The 18695-nt window shown below is 69.9% G+C and carries 17 protein-coding genes and 1 pseudogene; 4 read left to right on the plus strand and 14 right to left on the minus strand.

The window, feature by feature from the left end; translation table 11 throughout:
• The first annotated feature begins 13 nt into the window (after positions 1–13).
• On the plus strand, positions 14–2227 hold the full coding sequence (gene katG, locus OG303_RS14665) for a catalase/peroxidase HPI (protein WP_405868633.1): 2214 nt from the start codon (positions 14–16) through the stop codon (positions 2225–2227).
• Between the two features lie 110 nt (positions 2228–2337).
• On the opposite strand, the pseudogene OG303_RS14670 reads toward katG, so the two are convergent.
• From OG303_RS14670 to OG303_RS14680, 3 genes and pseudogenes are all read right to left on the minus strand, one after another.
• Positions 2338–2667, minus strand: a pseudogene (locus OG303_RS14670) (hypothetical protein); the annotation flags it as partial.
• A 129-nt stretch (positions 2668–2796) separates the two neighbouring features.
• Positions 2797–4125: a class I SAM-dependent RNA methyltransferase gene (locus OG303_RS14675; protein ID WP_405868635.1), complete on the minus strand. Its 1329-nt coding sequence runs from the start codon at positions 4123–4125 to the stop codon at positions 2797–2799.
• Positions 4126–4216: 91 nt separating this feature from the next.
• Positions 4217–6286 carry an APC family permease gene (locus OG303_RS14680; protein WP_405868637.1) on the minus strand — a complete coding sequence of 690 codons (2070 nt, stop codon included), beginning with the start codon at positions 6284–6286 and terminating at the stop codon, positions 4217–4219.
• A 403-nt stretch (positions 6287–6689) separates the two neighbouring features.
• On the opposite strand from OG303_RS14680, the gene OG303_RS14685 reads away from it, so the two are divergent.
• Positions 6690–7361 carry a potassium channel family protein gene (locus OG303_RS14685; RefSeq protein ID WP_405868639.1) on the plus strand — a complete coding sequence of 224 codons (672 nt, stop codon included), beginning with the start codon at positions 6690–6692 and terminating at the stop codon, positions 7359–7361.
• Positions 7361–8038: a potassium channel family protein gene (locus OG303_RS14690; RefSeq protein ID WP_405868641.1), complete on the plus strand. Its 678-nt coding sequence runs from the start codon at positions 7361–7363 to the stop codon at positions 8036–8038. The genes OG303_RS14685 and OG303_RS14690 overlap by 1 nt, the downstream gene beginning before the upstream one ends.
• A gap of 192 nt (positions 8039–8230) precedes the next feature.
• Here OG303_RS14690 and OG303_RS14695 read toward each other — a convergent pair whose 3' ends face one another.
• From OG303_RS14695 to OG303_RS14735, 9 genes are all read right to left on the minus strand, one after another.
• On the minus strand, positions 8231–8989 hold the full coding sequence (locus OG303_RS14695) for a DUF3159 domain-containing protein (protein ID WP_405868642.1): 759 nt from the start codon (positions 8987–8989) through the stop codon (positions 8231–8233).
• Between the two features lie 3 nt (positions 8990–8992).
• The gene (locus OG303_RS14700; protein ID WP_405868644.1) at positions 8993–9391 is read right to left on the minus strand and encodes an OB-fold nucleic acid binding domain-containing protein; all 399 of its coding nucleotides are present in this window, start codon (positions 9389–9391) and stop codon (positions 8993–8995) included.
• 69 nt (positions 9392–9460) lie between these two features.
• On the minus strand, positions 9461–10147 hold the full coding sequence (locus tag OG303_RS14705; protein WP_405868646.1) for a response regulator: 687 nt from the start codon (positions 10145–10147) through the stop codon (positions 9461–9463).
• Positions 10144–12690: an ATP-binding protein gene (locus tag OG303_RS14710; RefSeq protein ID WP_405868648.1), complete on the minus strand. Its 2547-nt coding sequence runs from the start codon at positions 12688–12690 to the stop codon at positions 10144–10146. Before OG303_RS14710 ends, OG303_RS14705 begins: the two co-directional genes overlap by 4 nt.
• A 123-nt stretch (positions 12691–12813) precedes the next feature.
• The gene (locus OG303_RS14715) at positions 12814–13506 is read right to left on the minus strand and encodes an ABC transporter ATP-binding protein (RefSeq protein ID WP_405868650.1); all 693 of its coding nucleotides are present in this window, start codon (positions 13504–13506) and stop codon (positions 12814–12816) included.
• A 67-nt stretch (positions 13507–13573) separates the two neighbouring features.
• Complete coding sequence (locus tag OG303_RS14720; protein ID WP_405868652.1) at positions 13574–14752, minus strand: alginate lyase family protein; 1179 nt, start codon at positions 14750–14752, stop codon at positions 13574–13576.
• Positions 14753–14908: 156 nt separating this feature from the next.
• Positions 14909–15664, minus strand: a complete 756-nt coding sequence (locus OG303_RS14725) for a DUF3710 domain-containing protein (protein WP_405868654.1) — start codon at positions 15662–15664, stop codon at positions 14909–14911.
• A 1-nt stretch (position 15665) separates the two neighbouring features.
• Complete coding sequence (gene dut, locus OG303_RS14730) at positions 15666–16226, minus strand: dUTP diphosphatase (RefSeq protein ID WP_405868656.1); 561 nt, start codon at positions 16224–16226, stop codon at positions 15666–15668.
• A complete protein-coding gene (locus OG303_RS14735; RefSeq protein WP_405868658.1) occupies positions 16223–16807 on the minus strand; it encodes a PaaI family thioesterase in 585 nt (194 codons plus the stop codon). The genes dut and OG303_RS14735 overlap by 4 nt, the downstream gene beginning before the upstream one ends.
• A 58-nt stretch (positions 16808–16865) precedes the next feature.
• Between OG303_RS14735 and OG303_RS14740 the strand changes: the two genes are divergently transcribed.
• A complete protein-coding gene (locus OG303_RS14740; protein ID WP_405868659.1) occupies positions 16866–17330 on the plus strand; it encodes a DUF3093 domain-containing protein in 465 nt (154 codons plus the stop codon).
• 24 nt (positions 17331–17354) lie between these two features.
• Here OG303_RS14740 and OG303_RS14745 read toward each other — a convergent pair whose 3' ends face one another.
• The gene (locus OG303_RS14745) at positions 17355–18287 is read right to left on the minus strand and encodes a hypothetical protein (RefSeq protein ID WP_405868661.1); all 933 of its coding nucleotides are present in this window, start codon (positions 18285–18287) and stop codon (positions 17355–17357) included.
• A 13-nt stretch (positions 18288–18300) separates the two neighbouring features.
• Entirely contained in the window at positions 18301–18597 is a 297-nt protein-coding gene (locus OG303_RS14750; RefSeq protein ID WP_005481602.1) for a DUF4193 domain-containing protein, read from the minus strand.
• Positions 18598–18695: the final 98 nt, after the last annotated feature.

Genomic DNA, 18695 nt, shown 5'->3' on the forward strand with positions numbered 1-18695 from the left:
CGGAAGGACTGTCATGTCTGAGAACCCCGATGCAATCGTCACCGACCCCAAGGCTGAGGGCACCGGTGGCTGCCCGGTAGCGCACACGCGCGCCGCGCACCCCACCCAGGGCGGTGGCAACCGCCAGTGGTGGCCGGAGCGTCTGAACCTGAAGATCCTCGCCAAGGACCCCGTCGTGGCGAACCCGCTCGGTGGGGACTTCGACTACGCCGCGGCCTTCGAGGCCCTCGACCTGGCGGCCGTGAAACAGGACATCGCCGAGGTACTGACCAGCTCCCAGGACTGGTGGCCGGCCGACTTCGGCAACTACGGCCCGCTGATGATCCGTATGGCCTGGCACAGCGCCGGCACCTACCGCATCAGCGACGGCCGCGGCGGTGGCGGCCGCGGTCAGCAGCGCTTCGCGCCGCTGAACAGCTGGCCGGACAACGGCAACCTCGACAAGGCCCGCCGTCTGCTGTGGCCCGTCAAGAAGAAGTACGGCCAGTCCATCTCCTGGGCCGACCTCATGATCCTCACCGGCAACGTCGCCCTTGAGCAGATGGGCTTCGAGACCTTCGGCTTCGGCGGCGGCCGCGCCGACGTCTGGGAGGCCGACGAGGACGTGTACTGGGGTCCCGAGAAGGTCTGGCTGGACGACCAGCGCTACACCGGCGACCGTGAGCTGGAGAACCCGCTCGGCGCGGTCCAGATGGGCCTCATCTACGTCAACCCCGAGGGCCCCAACGGCAACCCGGACCCGCTGGCCGCGGCCCGCGACATCCGCGAGACGTTCCACCGCATGGCGATGAACGACGAGGAGACCGTCGCGCTGATCGCCGGTGGCCACACCTTCGGCAAGACGCATGGCGCCGGCCCGGCGGAGAGCGTCGGCGACGACCCCGAGGCCGCCTCCATCGAGCAGCAGGGTCTGGGCTGGAAGTCCACCTACGGCACCGGCAAGGGCGGCGACGCGATCACCAGTGGTCTTGAGGTCACCTGGACCACCAAGCCCACCCAGTGGAGCAACGACTTCTTCGACATCCTCTTCGGCTACGAGTGGGAGCTGACCCAGTCCCCGGCCGGCGCCAACCAGTGGGTGGCCAAGGACGCCGAGGCGATCATCCCCGACGCGCACGACGCGTCGAAGAAGAAGCTCCCGACGATGCTCACCACCGACCTCTCGCTGCGCTTCGACCCGATCTACGGTCCGATCTCGAAGCGCTTCCACGAGAACCCGGCCGAGTTCGCGGACGCCTTCGCCCGCGCCTGGTTCAAGCTGACCCACCGTGACCTGGGCCCGAAGTCCCTGTACCTCGGCCCGGAGGTGCCGGCGGAGACCCTGCTGTGGCAGGACCCGCTGCCGCAGGCCGAGGGCGAGGTCATCGACGCCGGTGACATCGCGGCCCTCAAGGCCAAGCTCCTCGACTCGGGGCTGTCCGTCTCGCAGCTGGTGTCCACCGCGTGGGCGGCGGCGTCCTCCTTCCGCGGCAGCGACAAGCGCGGCGGTGCCAACGGCGCCCGTATCCGCCTGGAGCCGCAGCGCGGCTGGGAGGCCAACGACCCCGACCAGCTGGCGCAGGTGCTGCGCGTCCTGGAGGGCGTCCAGTCCGAGTTCAACTCCGGCGCCAAGAAGGTCTCCCTGGCCGACCTGATCGTCCTCGGCGGTGCCGCCGCCGTGGAGAAGGCCGCGAAGGACGCCGGCGTCGCCGTCGAGGTGCCCTTCACGCCGGGCCGCGTGGACGCGACGCAGGAGCAGACGGACGCCGAGTCGTTCGCCGCGCTCGAGCCGTCGGCCGACGGGTTCCGCAACTACCAGGGCAAGGGCAACCGCCTGCCGGCCGAGTACCTGCTGCTCGACAAGGCGAACCTGCTGACCCTGAGCGCCCCCGAGCTGACCGTCCTCGTCGGCGGCCTGCGCGTCCTGGGCGCGAACCACGCCGAGTCCTCGCACGGCGTCTTCACGGACACCCCGGGCACGCTGACGAACGACTTCTTCGTCAACCTGCTCGACCTGGGCACGACGTGGAAGGGCACCTCCGAGGACCAGACCACGTTCGAGGGCCGCGACGCCTCGGGCGAGGTCAAGTGGACCGGCACCCGTGCCGACCTCGTCTTCGGCTCGAACTCCGAGCTCCGCGCCCTCGCCGAGGTCTACGCGAGCGACGACGCGAAGGAGAAGTTCGTGAAGGACTTCGTCGACGCGTGGGTCAAGGTCTCGAACCTGGACCGGTTCGACCTCGTCTGAATCACTCGCTGAAAACGGCGGGGCCGGCCCACCAGGGCCGGCCCCGCCGTCGTGCTCCGAGCCGTCGGAACGGGCTGATCAGACACCCTTCGCGCCATGCTCCAGGATGATCACGCGACTGCGATCGGGCGGGGAGCAGAGCGACAGGACGACGTGTCGGACCTGTTCCAGACGTCCGACACTCGCTCGAACACGGCTGCCAGCCCCTGCCCGCCGCCGATGCACATCGTCTCCAGTGCGTAGCGGGCCTGTCTGCGGTGCATCTCCCAGGCCAGCGTCGCGAGGATGCGCGCCCCGGTCGCGCCGACGGGATGACCGAGTGAGATACCGGAGCCGTTGACGTTGATGCGCTGCTCATGGTCGGTCGCGGTCAGTCCCAGCGCACGGGTGCAGGCCAGGACCTGGGCCGCGAAAGCCTCGTTGAGCTCGATCAGGTCGAGCCGGATCCCAGCCCTCGCGGGCTACTGACCTGTAGCCCAAGGCGCCTGACGACACGTCAGAACGTGCGTCAACCATGCGTCAAGTTGTCGCCCACAGCGCACATGACGCACATGGCACGAACCTGCAGCTCAGGCGCCCTTTGCTGCAGGCTCAAGGATCGCGACACACTCAACGTGGTGCGTCATCGGAAACAGATCGAACGCCCGCAACGTCCGCACCCGGTACCCCCCGTCCCGGAAGTACCCCAGGTCCCGCGCCAGCGCCGCCGGGTCGCAGGCGACGTAGGCGATCTTCCTCGCTCCCAGGGACGACAGGTGCTCCACCGTCTTCTTGCCGGCCCCCGCCCGCGGCGGATCCAGGACGATCAGGTCGACCTCGGTGATCCCCGTACGCGGCAGAACCGCCTCCACCTTGCCCTGCTCGATCCGCACCCGGTCGAAGTCGGCGAGGTTGTGCCGGGCGTCCTCGACGGCCCGCTTGCCGGACTCGATGCCGAGGACCGCGCCCTTGTCGCCGACCCGGTCGGCGAGCGCGCCCGCGAACAGGCCGACGCCGCAGTAGAGGTCGAGGGCCATGTCGCCCTTGCGCGGGAGCAGGCCCTGCATGACCGCCTTCACCAAGGTGTCCGCCGCCATCGGGTGGACCTGCCAGAAGCCGCCGCTGCCCACCCGGTACGTACGGCCGTCGGCACGCTCCCGCACGAACGCACGGCCGTGGACACGGTGGATGCCGCCGTCCTTCTCCTCGACGCGCATCACGGAGACGGGCTTGTCCAGCTCGACCAGGGGGAGCCGGGCGCCCGGCCGGGGCTCCAGGATCACCATGCGGTCCTGCGACCCCGTCGCGGCGATCGCGTCGACGGACTCCATGCCGGACCAGTCGCGCTCCTCGATGCCCAGCTCGCTGATGCCCGGCGCCGCGATCATGCAGTGCTCGATCGGCTCGACCTCGTGCGAACGGTGGCGCCGCAGCCCGGCGTTGCCGTCCGCGTCCACCGCGTACTGGACCCTCGTACGCCACTGCGGCACCTCACCCGCGGGCAGCTTGTCGCCCTCGGCCGGCATGACCGTGCCGTCCCAGCCGGCCTCCTCGGGCGTGAGGCCCGCGAGCCGCTGCAGCTGCTCGGCGAGGACCTCGCCCTTGAGCCGGCGCTGCGCGCCCGGCTTGGCGTGCTGCCAGTCGCAACCGCCGCAGCGCCCGGGACCGGAGTAGGGGCAGGGCGCCTCGACGCGGTCCTTGGAGGCCGAGAGCACCGACACCGCGTCCGCGCGCAGGAACCGGGCCCCCTCCTCGCCCTCGGTCACCCGCGCCACGACCCGCTCGCCGGGCAGCGCGTGCCGGACGAACAGCACCTGGCCCTCGGACGTACGGGCGATGCAGTGCCCGCCGTGGGCGACGGGGCCGATCTCGACCTCGTACTCCTGACCCACCAGCGACTTCTTCGGTTCTGCCTGCATGGCGGGGTGACTCCACAACATCGAATACGAAACGGCCGGACAACAGCCCACCAGTCTACGTGGGTGCCGTCCGGCCGTTGACCAGCGAGCGTCAGCTCTGGTTGCCCGAGGTGCCCGTGCCCGTGGGCTCCTTCGGCCGGTGCCCCTGGGCGGGACCGCGCCGCACCGCACCCGGCGCGTTCCAGTCCTGCCGCTTGCGGGCCCGCTGCTTGGCGACCTCCGAGGACTGCAGCTGGTAGGGCACCGAGGTGACCATGACGCCCGGCGTGAACAGCAGCCGGCCCTTCAGCCTGAGCGCACTCTGGTTGTGCAGCAGGTGCTCGTACCAGCGGCCCACCACGTACTCGGGGATGATCACGGACACCGCGTCCCGCGGCGACTGGTTGCGCAGCCCCTTCACGTACTCGATGATCGGCCGCGTGATCTCGCGGTACGGCGAGTCCAGCACCTTCAGCGGTACGTCGATCCCGCGCCGCTCCCACTCCTCGCGCAGCGCCTTGGTCTCCGCCGGGTCGACGTTGACGGTGAGCGCCTCCAGGGTGTCCGAGCGCATCAGCTTGGCGTAGGCGAGGGCACGCAGCGTGGGGCGGTGGATCTTCGAGATCAGGACGACCGAGTGGACACGGGACGGCCGTACGCTGTCGTCGCTCGGGCCCTCGGGCGCCGCGATCTCCGCGGACACTCGGTCGTAGTGCTTACGGATGGCCGTCATCGTCGCGTAGAAGATCACCATGCCCAGCAGCGCGACCCAGGCGCCGTGGGTGAACTTGGTGACCAGGACCACCACCAGCACCAGGCCGGTGAAGAACGCGCCGAACGTGTTGATGGCGCGCGAGCGCATCATGTGGCGGCGCTTGGCGACGTCCTTCTCGGTGGCCAGGTGGCGGTTCCAGTGGCGGACCATGCCGGTCTGGCTGAGCGTGAACGACACGAACACGCCGACGATGTACAGCTGGATCAGCCGGGTCGAGTCGGCGCCGTAGATGACGACGAGCAGCATCGCCGCGCCGGCCAGCAGCACGATGCCGTTGGAGAAGGCGAGGCGGTCGCCGCGGGTGTGCAGCTGGCGGGGCAGGTAGCGGTCCTGGGCGAGGATCGAGCCGAGCACCGGGAAGCCGTTGTAGGCGGTGTTGGCCGCCAGGAACAGCACCAGGGCGGTGGCCGTGGCGAGCACGACGAACAGGAAGCTGCCCTTGCCGAAGACGGCCTCGGCGACCTGCGTGATCACCGGGTTCTGGACATAGTCGGCGCCGACCCCGACGCCGTTCTTGAGCAGGTCGGTGGCCGGGTTCTCGGCCATGCGGACCTTGGTCGTCAGGGCGAGGACGATGATGCCGCAGAACATGGTGACGGCGAGCAGGCCCATCGCGGCGAGCGTGGTCGCCGCGTTCTTCGACTTGGGCTTGCGGAAGGCCGGCACGCCGTTGGAGATGGCCTCGACACCGGTGAGCGCGGCACAGCCGGAGGAGAAGGCGCGCAGCATCAGGAAGACCAGCGCGAATCCGGCGAGTCCCTGGTGCTCGGCCTTGATCGTGTACTGCGCGGTCGGCGCCTGCATGGTGTCGTCGAGCACCAGCCCGCGGAACGCACCCCACGCGATCATGATGAACACGCCGCCGACGAAGACGTAGGTGGGGATCGCGAAGAGCTTGCCGGACTCCTTGACGCCGCGCAGGTTCATCAGCGTCAGCAGCACGATCACGCCGACGGCGCAGAGCACCTTGTGCTCGACCACGAAGGGGACCGCGGAGCCGAGGTTCTCGATGCCGGAGGCGATCGAGACGGCGACGGTGAGGACGTAGTCGACGAGCAGCGCACTGGCCACGGTCAGGCCCGCCCTGGGGCCCAGGTTGGTGGTCGCGACCTCGTAGTCGCCGCCGCCGCTGGGGTAGGCGTGCACGTTCTGCCGGTAGGAGGCGACCACGGTGAACATCAGCACCACGACCGCGAGCGCGATCCAGGGGCTGAAGTGGTACGCCGACACCCCCGCGATGGACAGGACCAGCAGCACCTCTCCGGGGGCGTAGGCCACGGAGGACAGCGGGTCGGAGGCGAAGACGGGGAGTGCGATGCGCTTCGGCAGGAGCGTTTCGCCCAGCCGGTCGCTGCGCAGTGCGCGCCCGATCAGAATCCGTTTGGGCACGTCGGTCAGTTTGGACACAACAGGTAATCGTAGGCGTTCGAACGTGCGCCCAACCACCTGCCACCCCACATCTGCTCTCCGGGTGAAAACAGGGGTGGCTCCCGCTGCGGTTTCCGCAGGTCGGCGGAGCGCCATGCCTATATGACAAACACCGCCCGTTTCCCCTGACTTCACCGCCCTGTCGCCGTCCCCTGGAGGTCCCATGCACACCACCGCAGAGTTGATCGGCGCCGCGGTGGCCCTCGTCGGCCTCGGAATCCTGACCCTTGCCAGCGTCCGCAGCATCAGCCGCCGCTGACGTCCCGCCCCTGGACAGCAACCGTGCACAGGGGTGCCGACGTCCTACCGCGCGTGTGTAGCTTGGGCGTCGGTCTGAGACCCTGATGCTGAGCAGTAGTTTTTGGACACCGGAAGGACGGTCGTGCACATCGTCATCATGGGCTGCGGAAGAGTGGGTTCCGCTCTTGCCCAGACCCTGGAGCAACAGGGGCACACGGTCGCAGTGATCGACCAGGACCCCACGGCCTTCCGCCGCCTCGGCCCGGGATTCGGCGGCCGCCGGGTCACCGGGATCGGCTTCGACCAGGACACCCTGCGCGAGGCCGGCATCGAGGAGGCCGGTGCCTTCGCCGCCGTATCCAGCGGCGACAACTCGAACATCATCTCCGCGCGCGTGGCCCGCGAGATGTTCGGTGTGGAGAACGTCGCGGCCCGCATCTACGACCCGCGTCGTGCCGAGGTCTACCAGCGCCTCGGCATCCCCACCGTCGCGACGGTCCGCTGGACGGCCGACCAGATGCTGCGCCGGCTGCTCCCCTCGGGCGCCGAGCCGCTGTGGCGCGATCCCACCGGCGGCGTCCAGCTCGCCGAGGTGCACGCCTCCGCCGCCTGGGTCGGCCACAAGATCAGCAGGCTGCAGGAGGAGACGGGCGTCCGCGTGGCGTTCCTGACCCGGCTCGGTGAGGCGATCCTGCCCACCTCGCAGACGGTGCTGCAGGAGGGCGACCTGGTGCACGTGATGATGCGCACCGACGAGATCGACAAGGTCGAGGCGTCGTTCGCCAAGGGCCCCGAAGAGGAGGGCGGTCACTGATGAGGGTCGCCATTGCCGGTGCCGGTGCCGTAGGCCGCTCGATCGCGGGCGAACTGCTGGAGAACGGTCACGAGATCCTGCTCATCGACAAGGCGCCGACCGCCATCTCGGTCGAGCGCGTCCCGCAGGCGGAGTGGCTGCTCGCCGACGCCTGCGAGATCACGTCGTTGGACGAGGCGGCCCTCCAGCGCTGCAACGTCGTGATCGCCGCGACGGGCGACGACAAGGTCAACCTGGTCGTCTCGCTCCTGGCGAAGACGGAGTACGGCGTCCCCCGCGTCGTGGCCCGCGTCAACAACCCCAAGAACGAGTGGCTCTTCAACGAGTCCTGGGGCGTGGACGTGGCCGTCTCGACCCCGCGTCTGATGTCGGCGCTGGTCGAGGAGGCCGTGAGCGTCGGCGACCTGGTCCGCCTGCTCCGCTTCAGCCACGGCGACGCCAACCTCGTCGAGCTGACGCTGCCGGAGGAGTCGGCCCTGGCCGGCACCCAGGTCGGCGACGTGGAGTGGCCCGAGGACACGTCCCTGGTCACCATCATCCGCGGCACCCGAGTCCTCACCCCGTCCCGCGAGGACTCCCTGGAACCGGGCGACGAACTCCTGTTCGTCGCCGCCCAGGCCCGCGAGGAGCAACTGGAGGACCTGCTGTCGGTGCGCCGGGAGGACGCGGCGGGCTGAATCCTTCGCGGAGTACGACGACGGAGCGCCCGGAGATCTCCGGGCGCCCCGATCACGTTCCAGCACCGTCCGGCACCTTCCAGCCCGTCCGGCACCTTTCAAGCCCGTCCGGCGTTTGAGGACGAGGCCGTTCAGGCCGAAGCAGGGGCCTGGGGGCGGCAGCCCCCAGAGGCCGGCACCGACGCCGGGGGACTACGCCTCCCGACGGTGCCTACCGCCCGCAGCCTCACCCTGCTCCGCGGCCACCGCCGCCTTCCGCTCCTTCTCGGCCTGCTCTTCCGCTTCCATCTCCGCGAACACGTCGATCGGCGCGGGCGCCTTCGCCAGGAACACCCAGGTCAGCCACACGGCGAGCAGGAACGGCGGAATCTTCAGAGCGACCAGGACCCAGCCCAGCTGAGCCGTGTTCGCCCACCAGTACAGCGGGAAGAGGATCGCGCACTTCGCGAGCAGAATCAGACCCCAGGCCCAACTGGCCTTCGCGTACGCCTTCTTGCGGCCCGGGTTGCGGGTGCGCCAGGAGAGGTTCTCCTTGAACACGGGCCCGAGGATCAGCCCGAGCAGTGGGACCCCGCACAGGGTCGTGACGATGTACGCCAACGCCAGGCCCAGCGTGTAGAGCATGCCGGGCAGATAGAAGTCCTTGGCGTTGCCCGTCATCATCGCGAAGACGACACCGAAGGCGACGCCGAAGACACCGCTGAACGCGTGCTTGACGGTGTCCCGCATGACCAGGCGGACCACGACGAGCAGCAGGGACACGACGAGGGCGGCGATGGCCGACCAGTGCAGGTCCTTGTTGATCGTGAAGATGGTGACGAAGAGGAGGCCTGGCAGCACCGTCTCGACCATGCCCCGGACTCCGCCGAATGCCTCGAACAGGGCGGCCTCGGTCACCGCCCGCGCATCGTCGGCTTCAGTGTCTTCGGTCGGCTTGTCGAGCGACGTCACCGGCTACTCCCGTCCGAGGGGTCTCAGTTCGTATTTCGGATTGAACAGCACCCGGCGGCCCCGGCTCAGCGAGACCCGGCCCGATGCGATCAGTCTGCGGCCCGGCTCTATCCCGACGATGGAGCGCCTGCCGAGCCACACCACGTCCAGGGCGGCGGAACCGTCGAACAGCTCGGCCTCCAGGGCCGGGACGCCCGCACGCGGGCGCAGGGTGACCGTGCGCAAGGTACCAGTAACCGTGACGATCTGTCGGTCGTGGCAGTCACCGATCCGGGTGCAGCCCGTGGTCGCCGTGTCCTCCCGCAGCTCCTCCGACTCCAGGTCCTCCTGCGACGAGGAGAGCCGGTCGAGCATGCGCCGGAACCGGCCCACCGGCTTTTCGGAACGAGGAACAGCACTCATGTCTGAAAGCGTACCGGGGTGCTCTGACACGTACGCACTCGCGGGCTCGGCACTTGCGTACCCGCGGGCCTAGCGCTCGAACCGATAGCCCATGCCCGGCTCCGTGATGAAGTGCTTGGGGTGCGACGGGTCCGCCTCCAGCTTCCTGCGCAGCTGGGCCATGTACACCCTCAGATAGTTAGTCTCGGTCCCGTATGACGGACCCCACACCTCCTGGAGCAGCTGCTTCTGGCTCACCAGCCGGCCCGTGTTGCGTACCAGCACCTCCAGCAGATGCCATTCCGTGGGCGTCAGCCGTACGTCCTTCCCGGCCCGGTTGACCTTCTTCGCGGCCAGGTCGACGGTGAACTCCTCGGTCTCCACGGAGGTGACGTCGTCCTCGCCGGCGCCGACCGGCTCGGCGCGGCGGACGGCGGCCCGCAGCCGGGCGAGCAGTTCGTCCATGCCGAAGGGCTTGGTGACGTAGTCGTCGGCGCCCGCGTCCAGTGCCTCGACCTTCTCGTCGGAGGTGTGCCGGGCGGACAGCACCAGGATCGGCACACGGGTCCAGCCGCGCAGGCCCCTGATCACCTCGACACCGTCCATGTCGGGCAGGCCCAGGTCGAGGACGACCACGTCGGGGTGGCGCGCGGCCGCGAGCTGGAGGGCGGTGGCGCCGTCGTGCGCCGCGTCGACCTCGTACTTGCGCGCCTTGAGGTTGATCACGAGGGCGCGCACGATCTGCGGCTCGTCGTCGATCACGAGCACCCGGGTCATGTGACCTGCCTTTCGGGTTCCGCTGGGTGGAGAAGGTCCTGCGCGCGCGTGTCCGCCGCGCGCAGGGTGAGGACCATGGTGAGGCCGCCACCAGGAGTGTCCTCGGCGTTCAGGGTGCCGCCCATGGCCTCGACGAAGCCGCGCGCCACAGCGAGCCCTAGCCCCACACCGGCGCCGCGCGGGGCGTCGCCGTAGCGCTGGAAGGGCTCGAAGATGCGTTCCTTGGCATCGTCGGGGACACCGGGGCCGCGGTCGACGACCCGTACCTCGACGCGGTCGGCGATGGCGCTCGCGGCGACCAGGACGGCCTTGTCCTGCGGGCTGTACTTGACGGCGTTCTCGACCAGGTTGGCCACCGACCGCTCCAGCAGCCCCGGGTCGACGGCGACCATGGGCAGGGTCTCCGGGACGTCAAGACCGACGCTTTCCTCGGGCACGCCGACCAGCGCCATCGGTACGACCTCGTCGAGGTCGACCTCGCGGATCAGCGGGGTGACCGTGCCGGTCTGCAGACGGGACATGTCGAGGAGGTTGCCCACCAGGTGGTCGAGCCGGTCGGCGCCCTCCTCGATGCCTTCGAGGAGCTCCGCCTGGTCCTCCTCGGACCACGCCACGTCGTCCGAGCGCAGCGACGACACCGCCGCCTTGATTCCGGCCAGCGGCGTCCGCAGATCGTGGCTGACGGCGGCCAGCAGCGCCGTACGGATGCGGTTGCCCTCGGCCATGGCCCGGGCCCGCTCGGCCTCCTCCTGCAGGCGCCGGCGGTCCAGTACGACGGCGGCCTGGGCGGCGAACGCGGCCAGCACCCGGCGGTCCTCGGCGGGCAGCACCCGGCCGGTCAGCGCCAGCGCCATGTGGTCCCCGACCGGCACGTCCACGTCCGCCTCGTCCGGCCGCTGCAGCGACGGCCCGAGGCCGGCACGGCCTGCGCAGGTCCACGGGTCGTGGTCGCTCGCCCGCTCCAGCAGGGCCGCCGACTCCATGCCGAAGGTCTCGCGGACCCGCTCCAGCAGCTCTTCCAGGCCGGTCTCGCCGCGCAGCACGTTGCCCGCGAGGAAGGACAGGATCTCCGACTCGGCGCGCAGCCGGGCCGCCTGGTGGGTGCGGCGGGCGGCGAGGTCGACGACCGAGGCCACGGAGACCCCCACGGCGACGAAGATCACGATGGCGACGATGTTCTTCGGGTCGGCGATGGTCCATCGGTGCAGGGGCGGTGTGTAGAAGTAGTTCAGCAGCAGCGAGCCCACCGCGGCCGAGGCCAGCGCGGGCAGCAGACCGCCGAGCAGCGCCGCGGCGACCGTCACCGCCAGGAACAGCAGCATGTCGTTGGCGAGTCCGAGCTGCACGGTGTTCAGGAGCGCCGCCACGACCACGGGGCCGATCACGCCGACCAGCCAGCCCCAGATGATCCGGGACCGGCCGAGCCGAGCGCCCCGGGCCACCGGCAGCCCGCGCCCCTTGCCGGCCTCGCCGTGCGTGATCAGGTGGACGTCGAGGTCGGGCCCCGAGTCCCGGGCGACCGTGGCGCCGACGCCCGGCCCGAAGACGTACTGCCAGCTCTTGCGCCGGGACACGCCGAGCACGATCTGCGTGGCGTTCACCCCGCGCGCGAAGGCAAGCAGCGCCGCCGGTATGTCGTCGCCGACGACGTGGTGGAAGGTGCCGCCCAGGTCCTCCACGAGCGTGCGCTGTACGGCCAGTTCCTTCGGCGACGCGGCCGTGAGCCCGTCGCTGCTGGCTATGTAGACGGCCAGGACCTCGCCGCCGGCGCCCTTCTCGGCGAGGCGCGCGGCCCGCCGGATCAGGGTTCGTCCCTCGGGTCCGCCGGTCAGGCCGATCACGATCCGCTCCCGCGAACCCCAGATCTTCGACACCTGGTGGTCGCTGCGGTACTGCTTCAGGTACTCGTCGACCCGGTCGGCCACCCACAGCAGGGCCAGCTCCCGCAGCGCGGTCAGATTGCCCGGCCGGAAGTAGTTGGACAAGGCCGCGTCGACCTTGTCCGGCTGGTAGATGTTGCCGTGCGCCATCCGCCGGCGCAGCGCCTGGGGTGACATGTCGACCAGCTCTATCTGGTCTGCGCGCCGCACCATCTCGTCCGGTACGGTCTCCCGCTGCCGTACGCCGGTGATCGACTCGACGACGTCGCCCAGGGACTCCAGGTGCTGGATGTTGACGGTCGAGACGACGTCGATGCCCGCCGCGAGCAGCTCTTCCACGTCCTGCCAGCGCTTGGCTTTGCGGGAGCCGGGGACGTTGGTGTGCGCGAGTTCGTCGACAAGGGCCACCTGGGGGGCTCGGGCGAGCACCGCGTCGACGTCCATCTCGGTGAAGCCGGCCCCGCGGTACTCCAGCTGCTTGCGCGTCACCTGCTCCAGGCCGTGCAGCATCACCTCGGTGCGCGGCCGCCCGTGGTGCTCGACGAAGGCCACCACGCAGTCCGTGCCACGCTCCACGCGCCGATGTGCCTCCGACAGCATCGCGTACGTCTTGCCGACGCCCGGTGCCGCACCGAGGTAGATCCGAAGCTTGCCGCGTCCCATGGCCCCATTGTCTTCCGGTCACTGCTGCCTGCGCAGCGTCGACCCTACGACCAGCAATCGCGACAAATAGAGCCAGGACCGGCCGCGGAGCTGTCTTTGACGGAACTCTGACGCCGGGCGGGCTCAGTGCTCGACGATCTCCCCGTCGCCGAGCTCCAGGACCCGGTCGGCGAGGTCCAGCAGGGTCGCGTCGTGGGTGGCGACCAGAGCGGTGACCCGTTCGCTGTGGACGACGGCCCGCAGCAGCTCCATGACGGCGTGACCGGTCTCCGCGTCCAGCTGGCCGGTCGGCTCGTCGGCGACCAGCAGCGAGGGGCTGTTCGCGAGAGCGCGGGCGATGGCGACCCGCTGCTGCTGGCCGCCGGACAGCTCGCCGGGCCGCTGTGCCGCGTGGTCGGCGAGGCCGACCAGGGCGAGCAGCAGCTCGACGCGCTCCTCGCGCTCGCGGACGTCGGCCCGGCGCAGCCGCATCGGCACGCCGACGTTCTCGGCGGCCGTGAGGATCGGGATGAGCCCGAAGGACTGGAACACGAAGCCGACGCGGTCGCGGCGCAGGGCGAGCAGCCCGTCCTCGCCCAGCTCCGACAGGTCGAGGCCGTCAAGGGTGACCCGCCCCTCGTCCGGTACGTCGAGTCCGCCGACGACGTTGAGGAGCGTCGTCTTGCCCGACCCCGAGCGCCCCTTGAGGGCGACGAGTTCGCCGCGCGGCACCTCGAAGGAGACGCCGCGCAGGGCGTGCACGGCCGCCGCTCCGTGGCCGTAGGACTTGTGGACGTTCTCGACCCGCACCATGGTCTCGGTGACCACCTGGCTCATGTGCCCTCCCCCGTGAAGCCGTCGCCGGGCGTCAGTATCGTCAACCGGCGCCCGGTCCTTCAACGGTTCAGCTCGGGTTGTCCCCGTGGGTGAGGGTCTCCCAGGCGACGAAGAGGTTGTTGCTGCCGGCCGGGCGCTGCTGCTCGGTCAGCGTCCGGGTGTTGCTCATCACGATGCCGAGGCGGTTGTGCAGGGCGTTGTAGCCGACCTCCGTGACCGGTCCGAGCCCGAGCTTCAGCGAGCCGCCGCACAGCCAGCTCGGGACGGCCGCGCCCAGCTGGTACTTGGCCTGGAACCCGAGCGCCTGCCGCAGCCGTTCGCCGACGTCGGTGCCGTAGAGGTCCTGGCCCTGGATCCGGCTGGTCTCGGCGATATGGGAGATCGCGGAGATGCCGTAGCCCGTGTGGGTGAAGTCGCGGCAGGTCTCCTGGGTGAGCCCGGTGACGAAGGTGGACTGCCCCTGCCAGTAGCCCACGATCTTCGCCTTGGTGTCGAGGTTCTGGCTGGGCACGGTCTTCGGCAGATCGCCGTCGGAGGACAGGTACACATAGGCGGCCGCCCGGGTGCGGAACTTCGCCATGGCCTTGTCGTACGACGCCTTGTCCTCGAGGAAGACGGAGATGCCCACGGCGGCCTCCATCATCGACAGCTCCCAATTGCCGTTGGAGTTCGAGCCGTTGATGATCTCGGGGAGGTAGACGTTGCGGAGCATGGTCGCGAAGCGGCCGGAGTTCGCCCAACTCCCCGTGTACGTGTACTTGATGATCTCGGCGGCCTTCGGCCAGGAGGAGCCCGCCCAGCCGGTCTGCAGGGGCGCGTTGCTGTTGGTGTGGTCCTTGATCACGGCGGACCAGGCGTCCATCAGCTGGATGGCCTTCTTCGCGTACCGGTCGTCACGGGTGATGTACCAGGCGAGCGCGTCGGTGTACGCGGCTATCGCGTCCTCGCGCTCGTCCGTGCAGCCGTAGTTGGGGTTGGAGTAGGAGCCGCACTCGACGGTCGCCCGCGGCTTGGGCGTGCGGTTCGGATCGGCGTACTTGCTCGCCATCATCTGGTCGAAGGCGCCCTTCCAGGGCTGGGCACCGGCGTTGACCTTGCCGCGGGTGAAGTCCAACTGCGCCTTGGAGACGGTGACTCCGGGGTGGGCGAAGGCGGTGGGGGCGGCGTCGGCATGGCGGGCAGCAGGCCAGGTAAGCATGCCCACGACAAGCGCGGAGGCGGTCACAAGAAGTGCGGTGCGGCGCATGGTGGGGGCCATCCGTTCTCGTATGTGAACAACGGGCGCCTTTATGAACACGGGCGTTGGGTCGAGACCGTAGGTACAGACCAATTGCCCGTCAAGGGTGCGCGCACGAAAAAGGGCCGCACCCCACCAGGGGTACGGCCCTCTTCCCGCGTCTGCCTAGCGGACCTCGGTGATCTCCGGGCCGCGCTGCAGCTGTCCCATGCCGCCGGAGAAGCGCGAGCCCTCCTCCTGCTGGACACCCTCGGGGACCATCTGGGCGTCGTTCGGCAGCTTGAGGACGATCGGGTCGCGGGGCGCCATCGGGCCCTCGCCGCGGACCACGACCGTGTCCCGGAAGATCTGCTCGAGCAGGCCGGCCGCCTGCGGCTGCACCGCGCCCTGACCCGAGATCACACCGCGCAGGAACCAGCGCGGACCGTCCACACCGACGAACCGCACGACCTGGAAACCGCCCGTGCCGTCCGGCAGTTGGACCGGAACCTGGGCACGCAGCTCCCAGCCGAGCGGGCCCTCGACCTCGTCGATGATCCCACCCTGCTGGGTGATGCCCGAGCCGATCTCCTCGCGCACCTCGCCCCAGATGCCCTCGCGCTTGGGAGCGGCGAAGGCCTGCAGCTGGATGGCGCTGTCGCGCAGCACGACGGTCGCCGCGACGATCGCGTCGCCCGCGACCTCGACCCGCAGCTCCATGCCGTCGACTCCGGGCACGAAGAGTCCGCCCAGGTCCACGCGGCCCTCGGCGGGGTCGCGCACCTCGGTGTCGTCCCACGGCCCGTCGGGGCGCGGCTCGGGCTCGAGCCTCACGCGCTCGCGCTCTTCGTCGTCCGCCTCAGTGTCGACACTGTCGACGACCTGCTCGGCCTCGCCGGCCGCGCCCTCGGCGGCATCCTTCTTCTTGCGACGTCCGAACACGTCACTGTCCTTCCCGGTCGGATACGACCGATGCGTATCGATTCCCACCCGCCCGGCCGCCCACGGCGGCCTGACCGCTTGTGCTGTTCGTTCCGGTCACCGCGGCATGACCCCCGGTGGATCCGAAGCCCCCTTCGGCCCGCGCCGCATCGGGAAGCTCCGCGACCTCCTGGAAGCGGACCCTCTCGACCTGCTGGACGACCAGTTGGGCGATCCGGTCGAAGCGCTCGAACCGCACGGACTCGCGCGGGTCGAGATTCACCACGATCACCTTGATCTCCCCACGGTACCCGGCATCAACCGTCCCCGGGGCATTCACGAGGGCGACACCGCAGCGGGCGGCGAGGCCGGATCGCGGGTGCACGAAGGCCGCGTACCCCTCCGGGAGGGCGATTGACACCCCGGTGGGCAGAACGACCCGCTCGCCGGGCTTCAGTTCGCACGCCTCGACGGTGCACAGATCGGCTCCCGCGTCACCGGGATGTGCGTACGACGGAAGCGGTACGTCCGGGTCGACGCGACGGATGAGCACGTCGAGTTCCTGACGGGGGGCACTGCTCACGGGTTCACCTCGAAGGCGCGGGCGCGCCTGGTCTGGTCCGGGTCGTCCATGGCGGCCCGGATCTCCTCCGGGCGGCCGTTGTCGATGAAGTGGTCGACCTTCACCTCGATGAAGAGGGCGTCGGCGCGGACTGCGACGGGCCCCTCCGGGCCGCCGATGCGTCCGGTGGCGCTCGAGTAGATCTTGCGACCCGCCACCGCCGTCACCTCGGCCTCCAGGTGCAGCACCGTCCCGACCGGCACGGGGCGTACGAAGTCGGTCTCCAGGCGTCCGGTCACAGCGATCGTCCTGAGCAGCCAGTTCAGGGAGCCGAGAGTCTCGTCGAGCGCGCTCGCGAGCACCCCGCCGTGCGCGAGGCCCGGCGCCCCCTGGTGGGCGGTCTTGACGGTGAACTCGGCGGTGATCGTGACGCCCTCGCCGGCCCGGGCCGCCAGGTGCAGCCCGTGGGGCTGCCCGCCACCGCACCCGAAACACTGTTCGTAGTGGGCACCGAGCAGCTCACCTGGCGCGGGAGCATCGGGGTGCCGCACCGGTTTCACCGCGTCGGCAGGAGGCTTAAGAGCTGGGGAAGTACCACTCACAGGCGCAGACCTTACCCGCGCGTCGGCCATATCCGGACACCGTGTCAAGCTTGGCTCCATGCAGCTCTCCGCCACCCCTTACGAAGAACGTCTCACCGCCCCTCGCACGTGGTGGGCGATCTCCTTCCTGGTGGGCGTCTCGTTCGCCCTGATCCTGCTGCCCTTCGGGACGCTGCCGATGCTCGGCGGCCTGGTCGGCGGCACGGCGGCGACGGCGGTCGTGGCGAGTTCGTACGGCTCGGTCCGCATCCGTGTGGTGGGCGGCTCGCTGATCGCGGGCGAGGCGAAGATCCCGGTCACGGCCCTGGGCGAGGCAGTCGTCATGGACCCGGAGGAAGCGCGCGCCTGGCGCACCTACAAGGCCGACACCCGCGCCTTCCTCCTGCTGCGCGCCTACATCCCCACGGCCCTGCGCGTGGAGGTCACCGACCCGCAGGACCCGACGCCGTATCTGTACCTGTCGACGCGGGAGCCGGAGCGTCTGGCGCAGGCCCTGAAGACGGCCAGGGAAGCCGTCGCGTAACGCTGCGGCCCCTCACCAGGGGTCTCAGGGCCCGAGCTCCTTGCGGATCTCGCCCATCGTCAGCGGATCCTCCGGAGCCTCCAGGGGCGGGAGTTCGGGAAGCGCGTCCCAGGGCACCTGAATCTTTCTCAGGTCTTTACGAATCCGCGCCGCCAGTTTCTTCGTGTCCCGGCGGTTCATGACCGCCCCTACCGCGGCTCCGACCATGAAGGGCATGAGGTTCGGCAGGTCGCGGACCGTCCGCTTCATGATCTGCTGGCGCAGTTCGCGCTTCATGTGGCCGTTCAGGGCCGAACTCACGGTCGACGGCTTGGTCACGTCGATCCCGCGCTCTCCCGACCACGAATTCAGATACGCGGTGCTGCGCTGCTTGAGGTTGCCGGCCGGGCGTACGCCGTAGACCTCATGGAGTTCGGCGATCAGCTTCAGCTCGATCGCGGCGACTCCGGTGATCTCGGCGGCGAGTTCCGTCGGCATCGCGGGCGGCACGGGCAGCATGGCCGCCGCTCCGATCCCCGCTCCGACCGTCGACGTGGCGGCGGCCGCGCCCGCCACGAGTTTGTCCGCGAGCTGCTCGGGCCCCAGGCCCGGGAACTGCCTGCGGAGTGCCGCGAGGTCCCGTACGGGGATCCGCGGGGCGTTCTCGATGATGCGGTCGGCGAGGTACGCCAGGCCCGCCCTGGCGGCGCTGCCGCCCTTGCGGACGCCTTCCCTGGCCTTGTCACGGATCACCGCGACCCGTCGCCTGGCGACGGGCGCGGGGGTCTGCGACAGCGCCGGGAGGTCGTCACGTCCGACCGCCGGTTCGAGCGAGGCCGATCCCGTAGACCCCGTGTTACCTGGGGTCGTACCGGATGAGCCCCGCTCGTCGTCACGCGCGCCGTGAGGGCCGGCGGGCGGCCCTTCGTCCGCCCCCGGAAGGGAGCGGCGCTTCCAAGGAGGGGTCGAGCCAGTCACGGCCGACCCGTCCTCAGTCGCAGTCGCGGCAGATCGGCTGGCCGTTCTTCTCCCGGGCCAGCTGGCTGCGGTGGTGCACCAGGAAGCAGCTCATGCAGGTGAACTCGTCCTGCTGCTTGGGCAGCACCCGGACAGCCAACTCCTCATTGGAGAGGTCTGCTCCGGGCAGCTCCAGGCCTTCGGCGGCCTCGAACTCGTCGACGTCCACTGCGGAGGTCGACTTGTCGTTCCGCCTGGCCTTCAGCTCTTCAAGGCTGTCCGAGTCGACGTCGTCGTCGGTCTTGCGTGGGGTGTCGTAATCCGTTGCCATGTCGCGCTCTCCCCCTCTGGGTGTCTGCGGTGTCTCCAGCGCACGTAACGCGTGAGAGGCCGGACTTGTGCCCGACCCGAGGCGGAGATTTTGCCTCA

Source organism: Streptomyces sp. NBC_00005 (assembly GCF_045160215.1).
Lineage (GTDB): Bacteria > Actinomycetota > Actinomycetes > Streptomycetales > Streptomycetaceae > Streptomyces.